This is a genomic window from Streptococcus sp. E17BB, from assembly GCF_041807725.1.
GTDB classification, from domain to species: domain Bacteria; phylum Bacillota; class Bacilli; order Lactobacillales; family Streptococcaceae; genus Streptococcus; species Streptococcus entericus.
The window spans coordinates 39,207-63,096 of record NZ_JBGTZC010000006.1; the positions used below are offsets into that span (position 1 = coordinate 39,207).

General features: G+C 44.0%; 23 protein-coding genes and 1 pseudogene. 7 read left to right on the forward strand and 17 right to left on the reverse strand.

The genetic code is table 11. The features are described from left to right. Window positions 1-86 precede the first annotated feature (86 nt). From ACERC7_RS02410 to rapZ, 17 genes are all read right to left on the reverse strand, one after another. Window positions 87-1,337, reverse strand: coding sequence for an MFS transporter (locus ACERC7_RS02410; protein WP_373666027.1), 1,251 nt, complete (start codon window positions 1,335-1,337; stop codon window positions 87-89). Beyond that, window positions 1,315-3,291, reverse strand: a complete 1,977-nt coding sequence (locus ACERC7_RS02415) for a hypothetical protein (protein ID WP_373666028.1) — start codon at window positions 3,289-3,291, stop codon at window positions 1,315-1,317. Before ACERC7_RS02415 ends, ACERC7_RS02410 begins: the two co-directional genes overlap by 23 nt. Continuing rightward, complete coding sequence (locus ACERC7_RS02420; RefSeq protein WP_373666029.1) at window positions 3,278-3,454, reverse strand: hypothetical protein; 177 nt, start codon at window positions 3,452-3,454, stop codon at window positions 3,278-3,280. The genes ACERC7_RS02415 and ACERC7_RS02420 overlap by 14 nt, the downstream gene beginning before the upstream one ends. Window positions 3,455-3,983: 529 nt before the next feature. Then, window positions 3,984-4,637, reverse strand: coding sequence for a phosphate signaling complex protein PhoU (gene phoU / locus ACERC7_RS02425; protein WP_018368628.1), 654 nt, complete (start codon window positions 4,635-4,637; stop codon window positions 3,984-3,986). Window positions 4,638-4,739: 102 nt separating this feature from the next. Beyond that, window positions 4,740-5,498, reverse strand: a complete 759-nt coding sequence (pstB, locus tag ACERC7_RS02430; RefSeq protein ID WP_373666030.1) for a phosphate ABC transporter ATP-binding protein PstB — start codon at window positions 5,496-5,498, stop codon at window positions 4,740-4,742. Window positions 5,499-5,506: 8 nt separating this feature from the next. Further along, a complete protein-coding gene (gene pstB, locus ACERC7_RS02435; RefSeq protein WP_373658390.1) occupies window positions 5,507-6,310 on the reverse strand; it encodes a phosphate ABC transporter ATP-binding protein PstB in 804 nt (267 codons plus the stop codon). Window positions 6,311-6,428: 118 nt separating this feature from the next. Beyond that, window positions 6,429-7,316, reverse strand: coding sequence for a phosphate ABC transporter permease PstA (gene pstA / locus ACERC7_RS02440; protein ID WP_373658389.1), 888 nt, complete (start codon window positions 7,314-7,316; stop codon window positions 6,429-6,431). Beyond that, on the reverse strand, window positions 7,306-8,241 hold the full coding sequence (pstC, locus tag ACERC7_RS02445) for a phosphate ABC transporter permease subunit PstC (protein ID WP_373658388.1): 936 nt from the start codon (window positions 8,239-8,241) through the stop codon (window positions 7,306-7,308). Before pstC ends, pstA begins: the two co-directional genes overlap by 11 nt. A 10-nt stretch (window positions 8,242-8,251) precedes the next feature. Next, entirely contained in the window at window positions 8,252-9,112 is an 861-nt protein-coding gene (locus ACERC7_RS02450; RefSeq protein WP_373658387.1) for a phosphate ABC transporter substrate-binding protein PstS, read from the reverse strand. 80 nt (window positions 9,113-9,192) lie between these two features. After that, window positions 9,193-10,500 carry an RsmF rRNA methyltransferase first C-terminal domain-containing protein gene (locus ACERC7_RS02455; protein WP_373658386.1) on the reverse strand — a complete coding sequence of 436 codons (1,308 nt, stop codon included), beginning with the start codon at window positions 10,498-10,500 and terminating at the stop codon, window positions 9,193-9,195. 70 nt (window positions 10,501-10,570) lie between these two features. Beyond that, entirely contained in the window at window positions 10,571-11,335 is a 765-nt protein-coding gene (locus tag ACERC7_RS02460) for an inositol monophosphatase family protein (protein ID WP_373658385.1), read from the reverse strand. Then, entirely contained in the window at window positions 11,325-11,603 is a 279-nt protein-coding gene (locus ACERC7_RS02465; RefSeq protein ID WP_373666031.1) for a UPF0223 family protein, read from the reverse strand. The genes ACERC7_RS02460 and ACERC7_RS02465 overlap by 11 nt, the downstream gene beginning before the upstream one ends. Then, complete coding sequence (locus tag ACERC7_RS02470) at window positions 11,596-12,009, reverse strand: Spx/MgsR family RNA polymerase-binding regulatory protein (RefSeq protein ID WP_373666032.1); 414 nt, start codon at window positions 12,007-12,009, stop codon at window positions 11,596-11,598. Before ACERC7_RS02470 ends, ACERC7_RS02465 begins: the two co-directional genes overlap by 8 nt. Before the next feature lie 56 nt (window positions 12,010-12,065). After that, window positions 12,066-12,986: a bifunctional riboflavin kinase/FAD synthetase gene (locus tag ACERC7_RS02475; RefSeq protein ID WP_373666033.1), complete on the reverse strand. Its 921-nt coding sequence runs from the start codon at window positions 12,984-12,986 to the stop codon at window positions 12,066-12,068. Between the two features lie 60 nt (window positions 12,987-13,046). After that, window positions 13,047-13,961: a DNA-binding protein WhiA gene (gene whiA / locus ACERC7_RS02480; RefSeq protein ID WP_373666034.1), complete on the reverse strand. Its 915-nt coding sequence runs from the start codon at window positions 13,959-13,961 to the stop codon at window positions 13,047-13,049. Next, window positions 13,961-14,932 (reverse strand): YvcK family protein, encoded by a 972-nt coding sequence (locus tag ACERC7_RS02485; RefSeq protein WP_373666035.1) that lies wholly within the window; start codon window positions 14,930-14,932, stop codon window positions 13,961-13,963. Before ACERC7_RS02485 ends, whiA begins: the two co-directional genes overlap by 1 nt. Then, window positions 14,929-15,816: an RNase adapter RapZ gene (gene rapZ, locus ACERC7_RS02490; RefSeq protein WP_373666036.1), complete on the reverse strand. Its 888-nt coding sequence runs from the start codon at window positions 15,814-15,816 to the stop codon at window positions 14,929-14,931. Before rapZ ends, ACERC7_RS02485 begins: the two co-directional genes overlap by 4 nt. A 359-nt stretch (window positions 15,817-16,175) precedes the next feature. Between rapZ and ACERC7_RS02495 the strand changes: the two genes are divergently transcribed. From ACERC7_RS02495 to ACERC7_RS02525, 7 genes and pseudogenes are all read left to right on the forward strand, one after another. Continuing rightward, window positions 16,176-17,723 (forward strand): ABC transporter substrate-binding protein/permease, encoded by a 1,548-nt coding sequence (locus ACERC7_RS02495; protein WP_373666037.1) that lies wholly within the window; start codon window positions 16,176-16,178, stop codon window positions 17,721-17,723. Further along, window positions 17,720-19,285: pseudogene (locus ACERC7_RS02500) on the forward strand (ABC transporter substrate-binding protein/permease). The gene ACERC7_RS02495 and the pseudogene ACERC7_RS02500 overlap by 4 nt, the downstream one beginning before the upstream one ends. Beyond that, on the forward strand, window positions 19,278-20,021 hold the full coding sequence (locus tag ACERC7_RS02505) for an amino acid ABC transporter ATP-binding protein (RefSeq protein WP_373666038.1): 744 nt from the start codon (window positions 19,278-19,280) through the stop codon (window positions 20,019-20,021). Before ACERC7_RS02500 ends, ACERC7_RS02505 begins: the two are co-directional and overlap by 8 nt. A gap of 210 nt (window positions 20,022-20,231) precedes the next feature. Next, window positions 20,232-21,209 carry a polysaccharide deacetylase family protein gene (locus tag ACERC7_RS02510; protein WP_373658375.1) on the forward strand — a complete coding sequence of 326 codons (978 nt, stop codon included), beginning with the start codon at window positions 20,232-20,234 and terminating at the stop codon, window positions 21,207-21,209. Beyond that, window positions 21,209-21,955, forward strand: a complete 747-nt coding sequence (locus ACERC7_RS02515) for a tRNA1(Val) (adenine(37)-N6)-methyltransferase (protein ID WP_373666039.1) — start codon at window positions 21,209-21,211, stop codon at window positions 21,953-21,955. Before ACERC7_RS02510 ends, ACERC7_RS02515 begins: the two co-directional genes overlap by 1 nt. Then, complete coding sequence (locus ACERC7_RS02520; protein WP_373666040.1) at window positions 21,945-22,214, forward strand: GIY-YIG nuclease family protein; 270 nt, start codon at window positions 21,945-21,947, stop codon at window positions 22,212-22,214. The genes ACERC7_RS02515 and ACERC7_RS02520 overlap by 11 nt, the downstream gene beginning before the upstream one ends. Before the next feature lie 63 nt (window positions 22,215-22,277). Further along, entirely contained in the window at window positions 22,278-23,702 is a 1,425-nt protein-coding gene (locus ACERC7_RS02525; protein ID WP_373658372.1) for an NADP-dependent glyceraldehyde-3-phosphate dehydrogenase, read from the forward strand. Window positions 23,703-23,890 lie beyond the last annotated feature (188 nt).

The following is a 23,890-nucleotide window of genomic DNA, read 5'->3' on the forward strand; positions in this document are numbered from 1 at the left end:
ATATTTTTCTTAAAAATAAACTAAAAAACGAGGCCAAGCCATCCTCGTTAGATTTTTTCTTATTCAGATAGCCAGCACAAGCCTTATCAGACATCAGAGGCAGGCAGTGTTGTTCTAGCAGTGAACCTCACTGACAAAAAGAGGCGAATAGCTGCCAAAACAAAGAAGACACCCCAAGCTAGCACCAAGTAATATGCACCTAGAAACGAAAAGACGATACTGCCGATAGGAATAGCAATAGTGACTAGAAAAGAAATGAAAGCCCCAACCTGCCCAAGCTGTTCATCTGGAACGTAACGCATCAGTGTCGCTGTTAAGATTGGAGCTGACCTAGCCCCCATAAAAGCTAAGACAAAAGCCCCCATAAGCATGATTAGAGAGGACAACTGAACAATCCCTGATAAGGCAAGGAAAACCATGTTCAGACTTTGAACCGTTATAATCGTCATCAGCTTCAAGTCCTTGAACAGATGATTGACCGTTAGACCGCCTAGCAAAGCACCAATAATTTGGACAACCCCCATGGCTGTAATGGATTGGGCATACGAAAACTGCCATATCGGAACATCGAGTAATTGGATATTCATCAGGGTCAAAAAACTGGTGGACAAGATATTTCCAATCAAAAGTAGCACAATCATCGGTAAAAAGGTTATCCCGTCTGACTTTTGAAAAACATGAACCGCTGTCTTGTACATTTTATGCAACTGCACCTTGACGGATTCCTTTGTATCAGAAAACACCACTTGGTGCTTTAGCTGTTTCCTGATTTTCCAATAGGTCAGAGCTGATAGGAAAAAGGTTACGGCATTGATGAATGCAATAAAGGAAAAGTTATTATTTGTCACTTCTAAGAGCCAGACACCAATCGGTTGGCTCGATAGCACAACTGTCAGACCAACCACTTGAAACAAGGAATTCGTCGCAACCAGTTCCTCATCAGGAACATTGTGCTTAAAAATCGGTTTGAGCAAAAATTGCAAATAGTTAGAGATAGTATCGCTAAAAATGTTTAAAAAAGCAACAGCCATAACAACTCCGTAATGCTTAAACCCAACAAGATAGGCTACCAAGAGAAAGAGAAGACCTTGAAAGGCACTAAGACCGATGAGGTATGTTGTCTTCTGTCGGGTTTTATCTGCCATGAAGCCAAGCCATAGGGACAAGAGTGCAGGTAAATAAGCAATGCTGTCAGCCAAGCCAACTAATAATTTAGAATCATAAACGGTTGCCAGATAAACCACAAAGACCATGTTATAGATGTTGGCACCAAGATTTTGCCAACTAGCGGCTAATAATCGACCAGCAATAAACTTATTTTTTAAGAGTTTGAGCATGCGTTGCCTCCTTGTCTTGATATTTTTTTAGGACAAGAGCAAACTCATCCACATCTACTCGTCCATACTTGACATAAAAACTCGTATTGAGCAACAATTTTCTTGCTGTGTTGAGATATTTGATGTCTGGCACAAGAGTATAAACATCTAACAAGGTATCGGCTATTCCCAGCATGCCATCATTGTAGCCCGGTCTCTGAGCAAACTCAAAGTCAATAGTATCGGCTAGCTTTATAATGTTTAGCAAGTACCGTTCTTTATCTAGGTACATGAGTCCTTGAATGTAACCAGCGTTCCCCTTGTCAATATAAGGTGAAGCACAGTTATTGCCGATAGACAAGACCTCACCTGATGTGGTCTTGACCAATGCTGACTGTACCTTGTCCAAACCATAAGACAGAAGCTCATCTGGCAAGTCATCTTTAAGTAAAATCAAACTCCCCAGCAATCCCGTCAAACCATAAAGAGAAGCTGTGTCTACTTGATAGCGAAACAGTTCTTTCTGGGCGAGACTTACTTGATAGATAGCAAAAGTGTCGTTAAGCAAAGATACACGCGACAAAAAGGAGGGCCCTGTCAACTCTTCCTTGTTTAGAGCAGTAGCATCCAATTCATAACTGAAATCAGCAGGAACTGTATCCATTTTCAACATCCTTAACAGGTTTCTTGCTGTCTTGATATTGGCGTTTGGTGAGAGTAAATAGCTGAAAAATCCCCTAAGGTCTGTCTTGATCCCGTAGTTCTCTAGTAGGTGATGTAAAATCCTAAGGTTAGTCTTCAACTCGCTAGCCTTTTTTACCTGCAAACGAGCCAGACAATAAAGCAAGAGATTGGCAACCTTATGGCAGTCTGCCACTTTGCCATCAAGCCCGTTCCACTCTTTTAGGGCAATGTCGTGATAGATGTCAGATAGAGGCTTATCTCCTTCTTGATAGAGGTACTCCAAATCCACAAAGTACAACTCACCAGCTCCATCAATAAGGAGGTTATCAGGGTGAATATCGTGTAAAATCAAGTTCTGCTGATGGAAATAGGCAACAAGTTCAAGCAACTTATCGGTCATATCTAAAAAATGACGAAAAAGTCCTAAATTATTCCTAAAATCATCTGTGTTTTCCGAACGGTAGGCAAAAACAGTGTAGGACTTGATGTAGGTGTAAAAATCTTCACCAATGATTTCTTCATAGATATAGTAGGTGTTCAACCATTCTTTAACCTTTTCGACGGTTTTGGGAACATAGTGGTTCAAACGTGTAGCCTGCTCGTATTCTTTAGACCTGAGTAACTCTTTTTTAAGATTGTCGTGCTGTAACACATGTGGTCGACTTTCTTTCATCACGATTGCTTGACCATCTGACAAACGACAACCAGCGTAAACGTTACCGCCGTTACTAGCTTTTTTTATGCTGTCAATCTGATAATGGTTTCCCAAACAACTGTCTTCTACCGTGTCATCAGGTTGAATATCATCAATCCATGATGGTAAATCAAAGTAATTTCTTTGAACATCTTGCCACTCTTCTTGATTGGGACCGATAAGCGTTGGAAAACCATCTTTAATATGCTTTAAGTCTAGCCGAATCGTCCCAAAGCGATAAAAGAGCAGTTTGGAATCTTTATAGGGTCGGTCACTCATAATATAAATCCCTTCCCAATCTCGAGGCAAGGCGTCATATAACCAATCAAGTAAGGTTAAAAAGTGCTGATGGTTTTCTGGATAGATGGTGAAAAATTTACCGGATTCCGCCATGGTTTCTTTGACAGAAAAGTTTGTCCAAACTTCTTTGTAGTCCTTGAGATATTTATAAGCAACCTGCTGCTCATCTAATAGGGGAATCAATATATTTTTGATATCTTGATAATTTTCCCAAGTAGCAGAAACATGGATTTTATAGCCAAAAACTGGAAGCTTTGCCTTATCGATATGGCATAATACAAAACTATTTTTGTCCATAATCACCTCTATTTTTCTTTTTCATTTTTTTGAAGAAAATGCTATCTACTATTTTTAAGGAATCATCGAAGGTTTCCGTTTCTGCTACTTGTGAAAGAATATCTGCCGCGTCTCCTGAAAAGGTTATACCATTATAAGTACAGGAACTTGTATAAAATGACATTTTACTCCTCCTAAACTCCTGTAATCATCGTTTAAATAAAAGAAGATGGAGCAAATTATCATCTTGAAAATTTTGAGTTCATTGCTCCACCCTATTAAAGCGCTTTAAATCTATAAAGATTATAGCACAATGTGCCTTAATCTCTAAAATGACACCCTATTGGCTTAAAGAATATCATAAAGAGATTAGAACTTCTCTCACAGAATCAGTCAACTTAAAATTTACAACTGTTTGTTGTGAATGAACAAGCATCAGTGGTTGTAACTTGTTTACCTGAAACAGGTTTATGATTGATTCCTTTTACAAATTTTGTCATATCAACAGCTCCTTTCTGTAAGATTAGTTATATTATACCACTAAAAAATAGAATGTCAATACTTAATTTTCAGTTTTTTTATAATTTTGTAACTTTTGTGACCTAAGATATTGTACGGCATAAACGGCAAAATCACCCAACAATTACAAGGAACAAAAAAGGAGTGGGACAACTGCCCTAAATGGGTATTTGTCCCTGCCTCCGTTGTCTTTCTTACAACTCGATAATCTTACCAGTCTTCAAGTAGACCACCCACTCGCAGACATTTTTAGCGTAATCGCCGATACGCTCGAGGTAAATCAGGACTTGGAAATACTCCTTGCCTGAGAATACGGTTTCTGGTTGCTCACGGATACGCTCAACAGCTAAGTTTTGAATATCCTTAAACATCAAATCAATCTCCTCATCGCGTGCAGCGATTTCGTAGGCTTTTTCCTCATCACCAGTCATGTAGACCTCAAGAGCGTCTTCGACCATGTATTTAACGGCCTTGCCCATCTTTTTGATTGCTGCTTCTACTTCTGGGATGCGCTCCTCACCCTTCATGCGAATGGTGGCTTTGGCAATAGCTGACGCGTGGTCGCCCATGCGCTCAACATCGCTTGAAGCCTTGAGCACCGTGATAACCGTCCGTAGGTCATGCGATACGGGCTGCTGAAGTGCAATAATCTCTAGTGACTTCTTCTCCAGCTTGGTCTCAAAATTATTGACCACTTCATCTTGCTCAATCACTTCCTTTGCCAAGACACGATCATGGCTAACAAAGGCACGGACAGTCTTGTTAATTTGGGTCAAGACTTCCGTTCCCATGGCATAAAATTGATTATGGAGCTTTGCTAATTCTTCATCAAATTGTGAACGTAACATACGCTACCTCTTTTCTGTTTTGCTTTGCTAAAGGTCACTTTAGATACCTCTAGCGTTTCGTTGTTCAGGCGAATACACGAGGTGACAGCCTTAACACTTTTACTATCCGAACTTACCAGTAATATAATCCTCAGTTCGTTTATCACTTGGATTCAGGAACATTTCCTTGGTTGTTCCATACTCAATCAGCTCACCATCAAGGAAAAAGCCTGTTCGCTCTGAAATCCGTGACGCTTGTTGCATAGAGCGTGTGACCAAGAGAAGAGTATACTGATCCTTGAGTCCATAGAGAGTCTCTTCAATCTTACCTGCTGAAATCGGATCAAGAGCTGAGGTCGGTTCGTCTAGTAAAATAATTCTAGGGCTGGTTGCCAGAACCCTTGCAACACAAACCCGCTGTTGCTGTCCACCTGACAGACCGATGGCTGAATCATGTAGCCGATCTTTCACCTCGTCCCAGATAGAAGCCCCTTTTAGAGAGGTCTCGATAATTTCATCCAGCACTTGCTTGTCCTTGACGCCATTTAAGCGCAGACCATAGACCACATTTTCATAGATGGACATGGGGAAGGGGTTAGGCTGTTGGAACACCATGCCGATTTCCTTACGTAGTTCAACCGTGTCAGTCCGTGGACTGTAGACGTTATGACCGTTGTAAGTTACAGAACCTGTCACTGTTGCTTCAGGATTAAGATCGTGCATGCGGTTGATGGAACGCAGCAGTGTTGACTTTCCAGAGCCTGATGGACCGATGAGCGCAGTGATGGCTTTCTCTTTGAAATCCATGCTCACACCGTTAAGGGCCTTTTTCTTACCAAAATAGACCGATAAATCGTTGATGCTTAAAATAGAATCTATCATACGTCCTCCTATCCGAATCGACCCGTGATGTAATCGCGTGTAGATGGCAATTTAGCATTTTGGAAGACCTGAGAGGTCTTGTCATACTCAATCAAATCACCCAGATAGAAGAAAGCAGTATAGTCGCTAGCGCGCGCTGCTTGTTGCATGTTGTGGGTCACGATGATGATGGTGTAGTTTTTCTTCAGCTCCATCATGGTCTCTTCTAGCTGCATGGTTGCAATCGGGTCAAGGGCTGAAGCAGGCTCGTCCATAAGTAAAATATCAGGTTTAACAGAGATTGCCCGTGCAATGCAAAGTTTCTGTTGTTGCCCTCCAGATAAGGATAGGGCTGATTTGTGCAAATCATCCTTAACCTGATCCCAGAGCGCTGCTTGCTTGAGTGATGTTTCAACAAGTTCATCAAGCACTTTTTTATCCCTGACACCAGCTCGTTCATGGGGGAAGGTGATGTTATTGTAAATCGATTTTGCAAAAGGATTAGGACGTTGGAACACCATGCCGATGTGTTTGCGCACCTCGTACACATTCATGTCCTTGCGGTTAACATCGATACCCTCATAAAGGATTTCTCCGGTCACTTTTGCGATGTCAATGGTATCATTCATCCGATTCAAACTACGTAAGTAGGTTGATTTCCCACAGCCTGAAGGTCCAATCAATGCTGTAATTTTATTTTTTTCAAACTGCATATCGATGCCCTTGATGGCCTCTTTTTGCCCATAATAAACGTGCAAATCTTTGGTCTCTAAGGCAACAGTTTCTGGCGAAAACGTGATAATGTGACGTTCATTCCAGTTATAGTCAGCCATATCGTCTCCTTTTTAATGTTAGAAGATAGCATCCTCTAAGAGCCTATTTTTTTGTATGTCGTTGTGACAGACGACATCGGTGCTGTCTACCATTTGGTTTTAACAGCTTAATGTCTATTTACTCTGCTGATGTTAGTTTCTTGTAAAGCGTCTTACCAATGTAGCGAGCAGAGAGGTTGAAGATTAAGATAAAAATCAGCAAAACTGCTGCTGAACCAGTTGATACTTGAATAGCATCCGGAATGGTACCTTCACTATTAACTTTCCAGATGTGTACCGCCAGAGTTTCAGCTTGGCGAAAAATTGAAATCGGACTGGTGACACTCAACACATTCCAGTTACTCCAATCAAGTGCTGGAGCTGATTGTCCGGCAGTATAGATAAGTGCTGCTGCCTCACCAAAAATCCGTCCTGAAGCCAAAACAATCCCAGTAACAATCCCCGGCAGAGCCTCCGGAATAACGACATAAATAACCGATTCCCAGCGAGACAACCCCAATGCCAGACCAGCTTCACGCTGAGTATGATGAACATTGCGCAGACTATCTTCGATGGTTCTCGTCATTTGCGGCAGGTTAAAGACAGTCAAAGCTAGAGCACCTGAAATGATAGAAAATCCATATTCAAATTGAACAACGAAAATCAAATAACCGAAAAGTCCGACAACCACGGATGGTAAAGAGGATAAAATTTCGATACAGGTTCGAATAAAATTAGTCAACCAGCCTTTTTTGGCATATTCTGCCAAATAGATGCCAGCTCCCATGGATAAAGGAACCGAGATGAGCAAGGTAATAACCAGCAGGAAAAATGAATTGTAGAGCTGAATACCAATACCACCGCCTGCTTGATAGGATGAGGATTTCCCTGTTAAGAATTGCCAGTTGACATGAGGTAGCCCCCTCAGCAGGATGAAGAGTAAGAGAGCGGTCAAAATAGTCACGATAAGTCCTGCAATGGTGTACAGAACTCCTGTCATCAGCTTGTTAATCTGTTTAGCGTGCATAGTTTTTCTTACCCTCTCTCGTAATCAATTTCATAATCATATTGAAGATTAAACTCATGACCAAAAGAACCAATGCTAGAGACCAGAGCACATTGTTTTGAACGGTTCCCATAACCGTGTTACCAATCCCCATAGTCAATACAGACGTCAAGGTTGAGGCAGGGGTGATCAGTGAGGTTGGAATAACAGCCGAGTTACCAACTACCATCTGGATTGCCAGCGCCTCACCGAAGGCACGTGCCATACCAAAAATAACAGCTGTAAAAATACCTGGGCGAGCCGCATTGAGGATAACACGCCAAATAGTTTGCCAACGTGTCGCTCCCATGGCGAGACTAGCTTCTTTATAGTGACGAGGAACAGCTTTTAGACTATCTAGGGTCATAAAGGTAACTGTTGGCAAAATCATGACAAAGAGGACAAAAATTCCTGATAAGATACCAAAACCAGTTCCACCAAAAATGCTTCTGACAAATGGTACAACGACTTGTAAACCGATAAAACCGTAAACAACAGATGGAATACCCACCAAAAGCTCAATAACCGGTTGCAAGATCTTAGTGCCATACTTGGGAGAAATTTCCGTCATGAAGACAGCCGCACCGATGGCGATAGGGGTTGCAATAAGCGCTGACAAAATGGTAACGATAAAAGACCCTGAAATCATGGGCAAGGCACCCATTAAGGGCTTGCCATCGTCTCCCTTAACATTGGGTTGCCACTCCTTACCAAAGAGAAAGTCTATCGGATTGATGCCATCCACAAAAAATGTCGACAGGCCTTTTTGGGCAACAAAAATTAAAATCATAAAGACAATAAATACAATCAGTGCCAAGCAGGCAAAGGTAATTGTCTTGCCGAATTTTTCTAAGCGTGAATTTTTTGACGACGATAGCAATTTTTTTGCAAGTTCTTGATTTTTCACAACGTCTCCTTTATTTAGGGGTGACCTGACCATTAGCGTCCTTGATGACTTTCATCTCTGAGATTGGGATATAACCAATTGTTACAACAACTCCTTGTTGCACTTTATCCGTCATCATGTAATCCAAAAATTCCTTGGTTAAACCAGTTGGCTCTCCCATGGTATACATGTGTTCATAAGACCACAGTGGCCATTTATTGGTCGCAATGTTATCAATTGTTGCTGCATAACCATTGAGCTTTAAGCTTTTGACTGAATCATCTAAATAGGACAAAGCAAGATAAGAAATCGCTCCTGGTGTTTGAGAGACAATCGACCTCACCGTCCCGTTTGAGTCTTGTTCTTGACTTTGCTTGGCAGATTGCCCATCCATGACAACACTATCAAAAGTTGATCGTGAACCAGAACTAGCTGCTCGGTTGATGATGGAAATCTCTAAATCTTTACCACCAACTTCTTTCCAGTTGGTGTACTCACCTGTAAAGATTTTTCGTAACTGCTCTACAGTTAAATCATCGACCGTCACTTCTTTGTTGACAATGACAGCGAGACCTGCAACAGCAACCTGATGATCGACCAAGCTTGCAGCGTCGATGCCGTCTTTTTCTTCTGCAAAGAGGTCACTGTTGCCAATTTGAACAGCTCCTGACTGAACCTGCGATAAGCCTGTACCGGAACCACCACCTTGAACATTGATGGTCTTACCAATATTTGTTGAGCCAAATTCATCAGCCGCTGCTTCAACCAAAGGTTGCAAGGCTGTTGAACCTACAGCTGTAATTGACTCTCCACGGTCAATCCATTTGGCACAAGCTGACAGACTGAGACCAAAGAGGGCAACAGCCAGTCCCTTAAACAATTTTTTGTTCACAATAATTTCCTTTCAAGCGTGGTACAAATTGTAGCACTTCCATTATACTATACCATAGTCTCCCTCTATTTGTATAGAGGTTAGTGAAGACGAAGCCCTTTTGGAAAATGATTTTTTATTGTTTGACCAACAACTTTTGCAAAACCTAGACCATTTCCTTGGACAACAAGTTGATACCAGCCATTTAGCAGGGGCTCAGAAAGTGTCACCGTTAGACCACGAGCATAATCTTCAAATGCTTCATCACTGATGTTGACTGTTTGCTTGACTTCGCTAGGCTTTAGGGCAAGACCGAGCGCAAAGCTAGGTTCAAATCGATTTTTCTTAAACGTCCCTAAATGCAAACCATTGCGCGCAATTTTTACACCTTTTAGAGCTGGCAAGTCACGTGGTAACAGATAGAGTTGTTCACCAAAGGTTTGCAAAACACCGTCCAATTCAACAAATAAATGCTGTCTCGCAAAATCTTGCCAGAGCTGATGTTCCTGCTTGGTCAGATTAGTTTTCTCAGGCTTAATACGTTGGCGCTCAGAAGAGCGTGTGTCTTCTAACACCGCGACAAATTGACCTTCACCCCTGAAACGATGGGAATACATCCTAGCGGTCTGCTCTTGCTCAATCCCCGCTGACATACCGTTTATTTTCGGAATATCAACCAATTTCAAAAAGTTATAGGTCTCTAACAGCCAAGAAACGACCGCTTCATTTTCTTCAGGTGACCAGGTACAGGTTGAATAGACTAGCCTCCCCCCAGGTGCCAGCATATCAATGGTATCCTGTAAAATAGCCTGTTGCAGCTTGGCACAGGTGACTGGATATTCGTTATGCCAATACTGGCAGGCAGCGGGATCTTTTCTAAACATCCCTTCTCCTGAACAGGGACCGTCAAAGACGATAAGGTCAAAATAGTTTGAAAAAATTCTTGCCAAACGATCTGCACTGTCATTGGTAACAACCACATTTCTCGCCCCAAAACGCTCAATGTTTTCGACCAGAACCTTGCTCCGTTTGGTCGAAATCTCATTGCTAACAAGCAAGCCTGTGTTGCCTAGATAAGAGAGGATATGGGTCGATTTTCCACCTGGCGCCGCCGCTAAATCAAGCACGCACATCCCCGGTTTAATGCCTGCAACCTGAACCACCATCTGAGCAGCTGGCTCTTGCGAATAAACCAAGCCTGTCACATGTTCAGCTGATTTACCAGAAATCTTACCGTAGTAGCCCCAAGGTGTCTGGGGAATCGGATTGGAAAAGCGTTTTTGCGCTTCCTTTAATGGATTGACACGAAAAGCAGAAACAGCTGGTTCTTCAAAACTCGCCAGAAACTCATCTGCCTCTTGACCTAGTAAGGCTCGATATTTTTCAACAAAATCATTTGGTAATGTCATGAGTCTATTATACTACACAAGGGTAAACAAAAGCAAACTCCCTAGCTCGAAAGTAGAGAGTATCAGTGCTTTATTGCCTTGTCAAAATTGTTTTGACATCCAACTGCTCCTGTGCCGGATAAAAGATGACCGACTGTCGACTGAGCATATCTAATTTTGACCCATCCAAGGTCTCAAGGAGATAGCCCAACTCTTCTCCCATGATGGCAGCGGCTAAATAATCCCAGGGACAGAGGTAAGAGGCATAGCCCCAGATCTGACCAGCTAGCACACGCGCCATGCTCAAACCAGCACAGCCATAATTTCTAACACCTAGTGAGCGATTGAACAAGTCTGCCAGATGATAGGCGTTTTGGGCATAAAGACGGGTATTGCTTGCGACTACGGACTGATTGAGCAAGCCTCCACCCATCAAGGGCAGAACCTCCCCATTGCAGGTTACAGGAAACCCTTTGCCGCCGCTGTACAGCTTGTCTGCCATGACATCATAAATCAATCCAAACTGTCCGACGCCATCTTCCAAATAGGCCAACATCACTGCAAAGTCCTGCTGCTGGGTCACAAAGTTAACTGTTCCGTCGATAGGGTCAATGACCCAGACTGCGCCTCTAGAAGGGTTAGTTTTTAGGTTGTCCTCCTCAGCTAAAAAATGGTCATTAGGGTACCTATCTTGAATCGAATCAACCAAAAATTGCTGACACGCCTTGTCAACATTGGTCACCAGATCGGTTGCTACTGATTTGGTTTCAACCTTAATCTCAATCCCCATCTGTTCTTTAATCAGAAGTCCAGCCTGACGAATGAGTTGCTGGGCAAAAATAAACTTATCGTTCAAGTCGCAGTACCCCCGTTCCTTTTTCCTGGGCGACTTTCACCGCTCGATAGATGGAGTAGCCACTGACCTGCTCAAACTCACGTCCAAGTCTCTTTTCTTCACTCTTAGACCTGACGACAGTCTTGAACGTAGCATAGCTGTTTAGAAAGTCTGTCACCTTGATCTGATCCTCGTAGGCATCTTCAACCATGGTTAAAAAATGAAGCACTGCGGTCATGTCGTCAGTGCTCCAAGATAAATCAATAGGATAAGTGTATTGTTTAGTCATAATACCGATCAATCTCCGCTCTAATGGTAGCCTGTTTTAGTTCGTGCTTGCGGTAATCCCGAGACAAGAAGGCACGAATCTCATCTTCGTTGAATCCTATCTGCATTCGTTTTTTGTCCATCAAAATTGGACGACGCAAGAGATTTGGGTTTTTCGTAATGAGGGTCAACAGTTCTGAAACGGATAGCTCATCAACATCAATGTTCAACTTTTGGAAAACTTTTGACCGCGTTGAAATAATATCCTCCGTGCCGTTTTCAGTGAGTGAGAGGATTCTCATCAACTCATCACGTGACAGAGGACTGGTAATGATATTATGTTCCCGAAAAGGGACCTTGTGCTTGGTTAGCCAAGCTTTTGCCTTCCTACAGCTTGTACAACTGGGAGAGATGAATAGTGTTAACATACTTTTATCCCCTGTAACATAGTCACTTCCATTATACAAGTTTTTTGCTCAAATTTCTATACTTTTTCCCAGTTTTTTGAGATTTTTTTATCAAATTCTAGCTGTTCAACCAACTTTTCAACAGAATCGAACTTAATCATGTCACGAATTTTGCTCAGCCAAAGAATTTCAATGGTTTCACCGTAAATGTCAGCATCAAAATTAAATAAATGAGCTTCTAAGCGTAACTCCTGACCGTCAAAGGTCACGTTTTTACCGACGCTTGTCATAGAGCGGTAACGATTGCCCTTGACCAAAATATCCGCCACATAGACACCATCAGCAGGTAAAAAGGTTCGGTCGATTGGTGCTAAATTAGCGGTCGGAAATCCCATGGTTCGCCCCCTAGCATCGCCATGTACCACAATGCCACGGGTTGAAAATTCATAACCCAAAAGACGATTGGTCGTCTCGATATGCCCTTTTGAAATGGCGCGACGGATACGGGTTGAGCTGATTTTCTCACCATCATCTTGTAATTCAGGCACAATGACTACCTCACAGGAAGCCGCTGTTTTTAAGTCATCTGCTGGCCTTTTATCATGTCCAAAATGGTAATCAAATCCGACAACAACGACCTTGGCTTGCAGGCCTTCAATGTAGCGGGAAATGAACTCAGCCGAACTAGTTCTGGCAAAATAGCTCGTAAAGTCCATCAAGTAAAGCTGATCCACACCATACTCTGCAAACTTGGCATAGCGCTTCTCAGGATAGGTCACATGCAGGAGCAAGTCGGGCGTGAAACGGGCAAAAGCTAATTTTGGTGACTCATAAAAGGTCAGCACAGCAACTTTTAGCTGTCTGGCCTGTGCAATGGCTCTTGCCTCTTCAAAAAGTTTCTTATGTCCACAATGAAGGGCATCAAAATATCCTAAAACCAAGACGACTGGTTCATCCACAATCAACTCTTGATCGGTTTTTAATCTAAAAATATCCATAGCATTTATTGTAACACAAGTCAGCGATAGTCAGATAAAAATAGCTCACCTTTTGAGATGTTAGTGCAAGTCCTCTGCAAATTTATTAAGTCGCCTTAAGCGATGATTCACACCACTCTTGGTCAAGGGAGTTTCTAAGCTATCTGCCAGCTCCTGAATGGAATAATCCGGATGCTGTATCCTCTTTTGAGCGACCTCCTGCAAGTCAAGAGGCAAGCTATCTAATCCCACTCGTTCAATGATTTTGCTGATGTTATTGATTGTTTTCATGCTGGCGGTTATAGTCCGTGCAATGTTAGCAGTTTCCGCATTATTAGCGCGATTGAGATCGTTTCTGGTTTCGCGATAAACTTTGACTTCTTCAAACCTATCTTTAGCATCAACAGCACCTATGACCAAGAGGAAATCCATAATGTCTTCAGCTTTTTGGAGATAGGTCATCGTGCCGTTTTTATGGTTAATGACCTTAGCATCAAGCATAAATTTTTGAAGCAGGCTCGCCAAATCCTCAGCATGATCTTGGTAAACCGAAAAAATCTCCAATTGATACTTGCCTGTTTCAGGGTCTGTCAGTGACCCTGTTGCCAAAAAAGCCCCTCGCAGGTAAGACTGTCCAGCCCCATCATTAGTCAAGATGGTTGATGATACGCCAGTCTCAAAACCAAAAAAGCTGTCTGCTAGCTGTAAATCGGCTAAAATCGCCTCTACTCCTGTCTCTAAAACCACCTGATAAACACGATTTTTCTTGAGATTGGAGCGCGTGTGGTAGCGGATTTCAGGCTGAATGGCATAAAACTGCTCAATCATTTCATACAGGTGGCGAGCAATTTTTGCCTGTTCAGTGGTCAAGGTCATCCTGAGACCTTGGCTGGTTAAGCCCAGACTCCCTGATAATTTCATCATGGCAGCGAGTTGGTACTTGTCTGCGGTTGTACTGGTTAATACTTCTTCTTTCACTCTGGCTGTAAAGGTCATCAGTAGTTCGCTCCCAATAAGGTCATCAGTTCCTCAACCACTAGGTGCCCATCGTGAAAAGCTCCGCCATTTTCCAAACGTAAAAAGTTTGACGAAATTACCCGTTTAACCTGTTGTCGCAATCCTTCAAAATCATGCTCTACCTGCACCAAATCCTGATTAAAACGATGAGACACCATGTAGTCATGTGGCACTGGAGCGATATTTACAAGAACCGTATCCACCACACCATCACCTAGGTGTTTGGCAAGAACTCGCACGTGGTCACTGTCGCTAAAATGCTCTGTCTCTCCTCGCTGGGTCATGATGTTGCAAACATAAGTAATCTGAGCTTTTGTCTTTATCAAGGCTTGTTGGATTTCTGGAATCACCAAATTAGGCAAAATTGAGGTAAATAGTGACCCAGGTCCAAGGACAATCATATCGCTATCCATAATCGTATCAACAACTTTTCGACTGGCTGTCGGTTGTTGTTCATTGTAGGTATTAGTAACATAGACACGCTCGATTGTCCCTTGGTAATTAGCAATATGGCTCTCGCCAGATACTTGATGACCCTCGGTAAAAACGGCATGTAAGGTTAAGGGCTCCTCACTAGCAGGAAAAATCTTGCCTGTCGTGTGGAAAAACTTGGTCAAAATCTGCATGGCTTGGTAAGTGGACCCTTGCATTTCTGAAATACCGGCAATAATCAGATTGCCTAGTGGGTGACCCGATAGGCTATTTTGTCCTTGGAAACGGTACTGAAAAATCTTCTCATAAAACTTTGGCATGTCACTCATCGCTACCAACACGTTCCTCAAATCTCCTGGCGGTGCTAGTCGCATATCTTGCCGAAGGGTACCCGATGATCCTCCGTCATCAGCTACGGTAACAATGGCCGTGATGTCAACATCTTCGTGACGGAGACTACTGAGAATGACCGGAATGCCTGTTCCACCGCCAATAACTGTTATCTTAGGCTTTCTCATGACCGGTTCACCGTCTCCTTTCGTTTATCCTTATCTCGGTGACTCTCGTTGACGGTCCACTCCTTGGCAATATCTGCCGCCAAACGATGAGCGAAAGCAACACTGCGGTGCTGACCTCCCGTACAACCGATTGCAATGGTTAAAACGGACTTGCCTTCCTTTTGATAACCAGGTAGAATCGGCGCTATCAGACGGTACAAGTTATGATAAAAATCCTCAGATACTTGAGAAGCCATCACATAGTCAAAAACAGGTTGGTCCAATCCAGTCTGCTCTCGCAATTCCGGAACATAGTGAGGATTTGGCAAGAATCTCACATCAAATACCAAATCAGCATCGATAGGCAAGCCATACTTGAATCCAAAACTCACGACTTCAATACGAAACTGGCCCTGCTGATTTGCTTGTGCAAACTGCTCTGCAATGGTTTGTCTTAACTGACGAGGCGTAATCTCTGTGGTATCCACCACATTCTGACTGAAACTTTTAAGTGGCGCCAAGAGCTCTCGTTCGCGCTTTATCCCGTCCAGAACTCGACCAGCCGCTGCTAAAGGGTGACTACGACGGGTCTCCTTGTACCGTGAAACAAGCTCACTATCTGTCGCGTCTAGAAATAGGATTTTGAAATCAAGCTGCTCATTGCTTTCTAAACTATCCAACATCTGGGTGATTTCAGCAAAAAACTGCCTACTTCTCATGTCGACGACTAGAGCAACGTGGTCATAATCATTGGTTTGTCCAACCAACTCCAAAAACTTTGGAACAAGGGTAGGTGGCATGTTATCAATGGTAAAGTAGCCTAAGTCTTCAAAAGACTGGATAGCAACGGTCTTCCCCGCACCGCTCATCCCAGTAACGACAACTAATTTGATGGGTTTGGTCATCTGAACTCTCCTTTGTTTAACGATTTACTCCTTCGTTTCGTTTATTATAGCACAAAGACCCCTTAAAGGACAGGACAAGGTGCATCAACTTTGACTCATCCATAGGCTTGAACCGTTATTCTCCCAACACCCCCTCTACCAGCAAGACAATCATCTATTCAGCTGTCAGAATTGTTAACAACTTATTAGCCATTTTCGGTGAGACGAGCATATGAATTGATGAAGCCGTGTTAGCTGCGACACGGGTTAGAATTCCAAAGTTATCGTTATTGCTTTTTTCCAAAATAAAAAACAAAAACACCTTGAAAATTCTGAATATTTAGTGTAAAATGGTCAGCACATTATCTAAAGGAGTATGTATGAAAAAATATCTATTGGCCTGCCTAACAGCTCTATTTTTGGTTTTTAACACCAGCTCAACAACTGTTTTGGCAGAAGAAGATGTCCTACGAGTCGGCATGGAAGCAGCTTACGCTCCCTTTAACTGGACCCAAAGTGATGACAGCAACGGTGCAGTCCCAATTGATGGCACCAACCAATACGCCAACGGCTACGATGTCCAAGTCGCCAAGAAAATTGCTGACAGGATGGGCAAAAAATTGGTTATCGTCAAAACCTCTTGGTCTGGCTTAATTCCAGCCCTGACATCTGGCAAAATCGACCTCATCATCGCAGGCATGAGTCCCACCGAAGAGCGAAAACTCGAAATCGACTTTTCAGAGAGCTACTACACTTCCGAGCCTGTCCTTGTCGTACGCACGGACAGCGACTATGCAAAAGCGACCAGTCTAGCTGACTTTGCAGGGGCGAGGGTGACCTCCCAGCAAGGGGTCTACCTCTACAACCTTATTTCTCAGATTGAGGGCGTCTCCCAGCAGACTGCCATGGGGGATTTTGGTCAAATGCGCCAAGCTCTCCAGTCTGGGATTATTGACGCCTATGTCTCTGAGCGACCAGATGGAATTTCGGCCCAATTGGCCTCTAAAGACTTCACCATGGTCTCTCTCAAGGAAGGGTTTGAAGTTAGCGAGTCCGATGTCGCTCTGGCAATTGGTATGCGCAAAGGCGATAAAAACCGCGAATTGGTCAACCAAGCCTTAGCGGATTTCCCAGCTGAAGAGCAGACCAAGCTCATGGACAGTATGATTCCCCTCCAACCCATAGAAGAAATTATCGAGGAGAAAGTTTCCTTCTTCAATCAGGCTTGGAACATTTTCACAGGCAACTGGAAAGCTCTCCTTAGCGGAACAGGCATGACCCTGCTCATCTCTATCTTAGGCACCATCTTCGGTACAATGATTGGTCTTGCGATTGGGGTCTTTCGTACCGCACCAAGAGCGATCAACAAGGCAGCCCGCCTTGCCCAGCAAATCGGCAACTGGCTCATCCACATCTATGTCGAAATCTTCCGTGGCACCCCAATGATTGTTCAATCCATGGTCATCTATTATGGTACCGCCCAGGCCTTTGGTCTCAGCCTTGACCGAACTCTCGCTGCCATTTTCATCGTCTCTATCAATACAGGAGCCTATATGAGTGAGATTGTTCGCGGTGGTATCCACGCCGTGGACAAGGGGCAATTCGAGGCGGCGACCGCTCTTGGCTTTACCCATCACCAGACCATGAAAAAAATCGTTCTTCCACAAGTCATTCGTAACATTCTGCCATCAACAGGGAACGAATTTGTCATCAACATCAAGGATACCTCTGTCCTCAATGTCATCTCCGTAGTCGAACTCTATTTCTCTGGAAATACCGTCGCTACACAAACTTACCAATACTTCCAAACCTTTGCGGTTATTGCGGTCATCTATTTCATCTTGACCTTTACCGTGACCCGTATCTTACGCGCCATCGAAAAGCGGATGGACATGGATGAATATACCACAGGAGTCAACAATTATTGAAGAAACATGTTATCACACTACTCCTTGTCCTGCTTTTACCTTTATTAACCGTCAAAGGCAGTGCATCTGATGATGAATTTTTGCGCATCGAAACTGATGCCGCATACGCTCCTTTTAGCTGGACCCAATCAGATGCCAGCAACGGTGCTATTCCCATTGAAGGCACCAATCAATACGCTAACGGTTACGACATTCAGGTCGCTAAAGCCATAGCAGAGCAGTTAGGTAAGAAACCCCTTGTGGTTAAAACCAGCTTTACAGGTCTGATTCCTGCTCTTACTTCTGGCAAGGTTGACCTGATTATCGCCGGTATGAGCCCGACTGACGAACGTCGCTTACAAATTGATTTTTCAGAGACCTACTACCGCTCAGCACCTGTCTTAGTTGTTCGATCAGATAGCCCTTACGCTCAAGCTAAGCAGCTCAGCCATTTTGCAGGAGCAGCTATCACCTCCCAACAAGGGACCTACCTTTATGACCTTATCTCACAAATTAAGGGTGCCCACCAAGAAACAGCCATGGGGGATTTTACCCAGATTCGGCAAGCTCTCCTTTCTGGTGTTATCGATGCTTATGTGACTGACCGCCCTGATGGTATCGCCGCCGAAGTTGCCTCACCCGAATTCAAAATGATTGTTCCCGAAGATGGTTTTGAGGTGAGCGCCTCTGATGTCGACCTAGCAATTGGAATCCAAAAAGGCAATGATACACTCAAAGCAACCGTCAATCAGGTCTTGGCCAATACCCTTAAAGACCAACAAGCACTGATGGATCAAGTTGTCCCTTAGCAACCATTGGTTGAGACCGACGCCGATAGCCAACCAAATTTTATCCAGCAGATGGGACAGATTTTAAAGGACAATTGGCAAACCTTTCTTAGTGGTACAGCCATGACCTTGCTCATCGCCATTACAAGCACCGTTATCGGTACTAGCATTGGCTACGGTATCGGTGCTTTCCGTACAGCTCCTAAAGCCAATCACCCCCTACTAGCTATCTTGCAAGGGCTACTGGGACGATTGATTACCATTTATGTTGAGGTCTTTCGAGGGACCCCGATGATTGTTCAATCTATGGTCATCTACTACGGCACTGCCCAAGCTTTTGGGGTAGACTTAAACCGGACATGGGTAGCAATTTTTATCGTAGCTGTCAATACAGGGGCCTACATGAGTGAGACCATCAGAGGAGCCATTCTAGCTATTGACAAGGGACAATTCGAGGCAGCAACTGCGCTTGGCTTTACTCATGGCCAAACCATGACAAAAATTGTGTTACCACAGGTTTTTCGCTATACCTTACCTGCTATCGGTAATGAATTCGTTCTCAATATTAAGGACACCTCTGTACTCAATGTGATTTCAGTGGTGGAGCTCTACTTCTCTGGAAATACGGTCGCCACACAGACCTATCAATACTTCCAGACTTTTACCCTAATCGCTATCATTTACTTTATCTTAACCTACACTGTGACTCGTCTCTTGCGCCACCTTGAGCAGCGCTTGGATGCTGATGACTACACAGGAGGTATGACCGTATCAATCGGAGGGACACATGACTAAGCCAATTTTAGACATCAAACAACTTGAAAAATTCTATGGACAGAACCAGGTGCTCAAAGGCATTTCACTGACGGTACAAGCTGGGGAGGTCATCTCCATCATCGGCTCGTCAGGTTCTGGAAAATCCACCTTCTTGCGTTCCATCAACCTTTTGGAAGAACCGACAGCTGGGGATATTTTATTCCATGGCAAAAATATTGCAGACACTGACTTTGACCTTCACACCTATCGAGAAAAAGTCGGCATGGTCTTTCAGTCCTTCAATCTCTTTGACAACCTCAATGTCTTAGAGAATGCCATCGTCGCCCAGACCACCGTCCTCAAACGTGACCGATTAGAAGCCGAGGCCATCGCCAAAGCCAATCTTGAAAAAGTCGGCATGGGCGAGCATTACTGGCTAGCTAAGCCCAAACAGCTCTCAGGTGGACAAAAACAACGGGTCGCTATCGCCCGTGCCCTCTCTGTTGACCCCGAAGCCATCCTCTTTGATGAGCCAACCTCAGCCCTTGATCCTGAAATGGTCGGCGAAGTACTCAAAACCATGAAAGACTTGGCACATTCTGGCTTGACCATGATCATCGTAACCCACGAGATGGCCTTTGCCAAAGAAGTCTCTGACCGTGTCATCTTCATGGATAAAGGTGTGATTGCGGAAGAAGGCACACCTCAGCAGATTTTTGAGAACCCTCAGGAAGAACGCACAAAAGAGTTCTTACAACGCTTCTTGGGGAGCTAAGAAAATAGATAAAACAACAATATCACCTCGCGTCTGAGACGAGGCGATTTCTTATTGCCAGCTTTTTCGTGAATGATTTGATGATATCATCCCTCGTCCGGGTCGTCGTTCAACATGCCAGCAGCATTTACTTGACCAGAATAATCTTGGATTTTTCCAGCAGAATAGAGTATAATGAAAAATAGAGATTTTTAGAAAGGTCGATATCTTGTGAAGTTCTCTCGTTTACAACTCAGCTTAATTACCCTTAATCTTATTGGTGTTATTGCCATCAGCTATCTCCTTGTCACCCGTCAGCAAAGTCTACCAGCACTCTTCAAACAAGTAGTTGTCAATTCCCGTACCTCTGCAGACTTACCTTCTTCCAGCTCAGAAATATCAACTGAACCTATTCCCAGTTCAGAAGGAACAGAAACATCTGCTTCCAGTTCAGAAGCACCAACCGTCTCTGACCCCACTCAACTCATGCCACAACATAACCATAATTACGCTGCCAACGACTATGCTTATGATATCAAAGATATTCAGGCCTATCTCAAGGGAGATAAGCCTTATGATGGTCAACCGCTTGTTTTTATCACGATTGATGACGGTGCAAACCATGACATAACACCACGAGTCTTAGATCTTCTTAAAGAGCATCAGGTACATGCGACCTTTTTCCCAATTGGTTCTGAGGTCACTCCAGACAAGGCAAAACTCTATCACAGACAAATCAATGAAGGACACGCGATTGGACTCCATAGTTATAGTCACGATTTAGACTTACTCTACCCTGGTCGTGTCCCAAATGTTGATCAAATCGCCTTTGAAGCCAAGCAAGCAGATAAGGCATTTAAGCGTGTCCTGGGGATGAAATTCCAAACGCACGTCTGGCGCTACCCAGGTGGAGCCTTGTCTTGGCAAGGGCTTGATGCTGCTCACAGTCGCCTCGCAGATTTAGGTCTGATTTGGCTAGATTGGAACGCCAGTTTAGGGGATGCCGAACCAACTTATCGTCGACCTCAAACTGTTGATGAGATGATTGCCTTTCACGCTAAGTCACTGGAAAAGTACCCACAGTCCCCCCAGCAGTTAAAAGTGGTTCTTCTCCACGATGCCCCAGATAAAACCCTCACCCTAGAAACACTGCCACACATTATCCAATATTACAAGGATAATGGCTATACGTTTGGAGTATTGCACTAATGACTACTATCCCCATCCAGCCTGGCGAACGTATCGACCAGCTGTTCTCTACTGATGTCAAAATCATCCAAAACCGCGACGTCTTCAGCTACTCGGTGGACAGTGTCCTCCTCTCACGCTTCCCAAAACTCCCCAGCCGTGGCCTCATCGTTGACCTCTGCTCTGGTAATGGAGCAGTTGGTCTCTTTGCTAGCTCCCAAACTCAGGCACAGATTATCCTCGTCGAGTTGCAGGAGCGGTTAGCGGAAATGGCTGAGCGCTCCATTCGGCTCAACAACTTGACCGACCAAGTAAGTGTGATTAACGATGACCTGAAAAACCTGACGCAACACATCAAACCATCGCAGGTTGATTTGATTGTCTGCAATCCACCCTATTTCAAAGCTACAGAGACCTCCAAAAAAAACCTCAGCGAACACTACCTGCTGGCCCGTCATGAAATCACCACCAACCTCGATGAAATTTGCAAGGTCTGCCAACAAGCTCTCAAATCCAACGGCAGACTGGCTCTAGTCCATCGACCAGACCGTCTTCTGGAGATTATTGATACCCTCAAGCAGTATAAACTAGCTCCCAAGCGCATCCAATTCATCTACCCCAAAGCAGGCAAGGAAGCCAATATGCTCTTGATTGAGGCCATCAAAGACGGTTCGCTGGAGGGCATGCGGATTTTGCCACCACTGATTGTTCATCAAGACAATGGTGACTATACTGATGAGATTCGAGCAATTTACTATGGACACTAAAGCCTACATGTATGTGTTAGAATGTGCTGACGGTAGCCTCTACACAGGCTACACGACCGATCTTGACCGTCGCCTCAAAACCCACAACGCAGGCAAAGGCGCCAAATACACTAAAGCACGCCTGCCCGTCAAGCTCGTCTATCACGAAAGCTTTGACAGCAAGTCAAAAGCCCAGTCCGCTGAAGCACTCTTTAAGCGCAAAACACGGCAAGCCAAGCTAGAATACTTAGCTCATCAAGAGCAAACTTGGAAACCGTAGCAGAAACTTGCAGGAAAATTTTCCTAGTGATAAAATGGGTATATAAAAAGGAAGGAGACTGTTATGACACAGTATAAAAACTACGTCAATGGCGAATGGAAAACATCCGCTAACGAGATTAAAATCTATGCCCCAGCTTCTGGTGAAGAACTTGGTTCAGTGCCAGCCATGACCCCTGAAGAGGTTGATTATGTTTACGCCTCTGCCCGTGCTGCCTTGCCAGCATGGCGTGCCCTATCTTACGTTGAACGTGCTGCTTACCTACACAAAGTCGCTGATATTTTGGTGCGTGATGCTGAAAAAATCGGTCTGGTCCTCGCTAAAGAAGTAGCAAAAGGCTATAAATCAGCAGTATCTGAAGTTGTTCGTACAGCAGATATTATTCGCTATGCCGCAGAAGAGGGTGTTCGCCTATCAGGTGAAGTACTTGAAGGCGGTAGCTTTGAAGCAGCCAGCAAGAAAAAAATTGCGGTCGTTCGTCGCGAACCTGTTGGTTTAGTTTTAGCGATTTCGCCATTTAACTACCCTATCAACTTAGCAGGTTCTAAGATTGCCCCTGCCCTTATCGGAGGGAACGTGGTTGCCTTCAAACCACCAACCCAAGGGTCTATTTCAGGTCTTGTTTTGGCTGAAGCTTTTGTAGAAGCTGGTATCCCAGCTGGTGTCTTCAATACCATCACTGGTAAAGGTTCTGTCATCGGTGACTACATCGTTGAACATCCAGCGGTTAACTTTATCAACTTCACAGGCTCAACACCAGTCGGTGAGCGTATCGGTCGCTTGGCGGGTATGCGCCCAATCATGCTAGAACTTGGCGGTAAAGACTCTGCTATCGTCTTGGAAGATGCGGATCTTGCCGTGGCAGCTAAGAATATCGTGGCTGGTGCCTTTGGTTACTCAGGGCAACGTTGTACAGCGGTGAAACGTGTCCTTGTTATGGAAAGCGTTGCAGATGAGTTGGCTGAATTGGTGCGTGAACAAGTGCTTAAATTGACTATAGGTGATCCGTTAGAAGATGCGGATATCACGCCATTGATTGACACCGCTGCTGCTGATTTTGTTGAAGGTTTGGTTAAGGATGCTGCGGACAAAGGAGCAACAGCCTTGACAGACATCAAGCGCGATGGCAACCTCATCTGCCCAATCCTCTTTGATAAGGTGACAACTGATATGCGCTTGGCTTGGGAAGAGCCGTTTGGGCCAGTTCTGCCATTCTTGCGTGTCAAATCTATCGAAGAAGCAATCGAGATTTCCAACCAGTCTGAGTATGGTTTGCAGGCGTCTATCTTCACACGTAACTACCCACGTGCCTTCTATATCGCTGAGAAATTAGAAGTCGGAACCGTTCATATCAACAACAAAACGCAACGTGGAACAGACAACTTCCCATTCTTGGGTGCTAAAAAATCAGGTGCTGGTGTTCAAGGGGTGAAATACTCTATCGAAGCCATGACAACTCTCAAATCAGTTGTGTTTGACATTGAATAATAACTTAAAAAGGAGGCTCTATAATTTTTGTAGTGGTTAAATCCACCTCGGAGATTATGGAGTCTTTTTGAGTATGAAAAAAGCCCATATGACCTATAATGAAAAGCGACTAAATTCACATTAGAAAGACTCATATGGAATAAAGAACTAGTCAGGGGAGTGACTAGTTCTTCCCGAGCTCTAAAATA

What these genes read in the sequence shown, in the direction of transcription:
- ACERC7_RS02410 (WP_373666027.1), bottom strand. Translation starts at nt 1,337, where the DNA reads ATGCTCAAACTCTTAAAAAATAAGTTTATTGCTGGTCGATTATTAGCC.
- ACERC7_RS02415 (WP_373666028.1), bottom strand. Translation starts at nt 3,291, where the DNA reads ATGGACAAAAATAGTTTTGTATTATGCCATATCGATAAGGCAAAGCTT.
- ACERC7_RS02420 (WP_373666029.1), bottom strand. Translation starts at nt 3,454, where the DNA reads ATGTCATTTTATACAAGTTCCTGTACTTATAATGGTATAACCTTTTCA.
- phoU (WP_018368628.1), bottom strand. Translation starts at nt 4,637, where the DNA reads ATGTTACGTTCACAATTTGATGAAGAATTAGCAAAGCTCCATAATCAA.
- pstB (WP_373666030.1), bottom strand. Translation starts at nt 5,498, where the DNA reads ATGATAGATTCTATTTTAAGCATCAACGATTTATCGGTCTATTTTGGT.
- pstB (WP_373658390.1), bottom strand. Translation starts at nt 6,310, where the DNA reads ATGGCTGACTATAACTGGAATGAACGTCACATTATCACGTTTTCGCCA.
- pstA (WP_373658389.1), bottom strand. Translation starts at nt 7,316, where the DNA reads ATGCACGCTAAACAGATTAACAAGCTGATGACAGGAGTTCTGTACACC.
- ACERC7_RS02455 (WP_373658386.1), bottom strand. Translation starts at nt 10,500, where the DNA reads ATGACATTACCAAATGATTTTGTTGAAAAATATCGAGCCTTACTAGGT.
- ACERC7_RS02465 (WP_373666031.1), bottom strand. Translation starts at nt 11,603, where the DNA reads ATGACTAAACAATACACTTATCCTATTGATTTATCTTGGAGCACTGAC.
- ACERC7_RS02470 (WP_373666032.1), bottom strand. Translation starts at nt 12,009, where the DNA reads ATGTTAACACTATTCATCTCTCCCAGTTGTACAAGCTGTAGGAAGGCA.
- ACERC7_RS02475 (WP_373666033.1), bottom strand. Translation starts at nt 12,986, where the DNA reads ATGGATATTTTTAGATTAAAAACCGATCAAGAGTTGATTGTGGATGAA.
- whiA (WP_373666034.1), bottom strand. Translation starts at nt 13,961, where the DNA reads ATGACCTTTACAGCCAGAGTGAAAGAAGAAGTATTAACCAGTACAACC.
- ACERC7_RS02485 (WP_373666035.1), bottom strand. Translation starts at nt 14,932, where the DNA reads ATGAGAAAGCCTAAGATAACAGTTATTGGCGGTGGAACAGGCATTCCG.
- rapZ (WP_373666036.1), bottom strand. Translation starts at nt 15,816, where the DNA reads ATGACCAAACCCATCAAATTAGTTGTCGTTACTGGGATGAGCGGTGCG.
- ACERC7_RS02495 (WP_373666037.1), top strand. Translation starts at nt 16,176, where the DNA reads ATGAAAAAATATCTATTGGCCTGCCTAACAGCTCTATTTTTGGTTTTT.
- ACERC7_RS02505 (WP_373666038.1), top strand. Translation starts at nt 19,278, where the DNA reads ATGACTAAGCCAATTTTAGACATCAAACAACTTGAAAAATTCTATGGA.
- ACERC7_RS02515 (WP_373666039.1), top strand. Translation starts at nt 21,209, where the DNA reads ATGACTACTATCCCCATCCAGCCTGGCGAACGTATCGACCAGCTGTTC.
- ACERC7_RS02520 (WP_373666040.1), top strand. Translation starts at nt 21,945, where the DNA reads ATGGACACTAAAGCCTACATGTATGTGTTAGAATGTGCTGACGGTAGC.
- ACERC7_RS02525 (WP_373658372.1), top strand. Translation starts at nt 22,278, where the DNA reads ATGACACAGTATAAAAACTACGTCAATGGCGAATGGAAAACATCCGCT.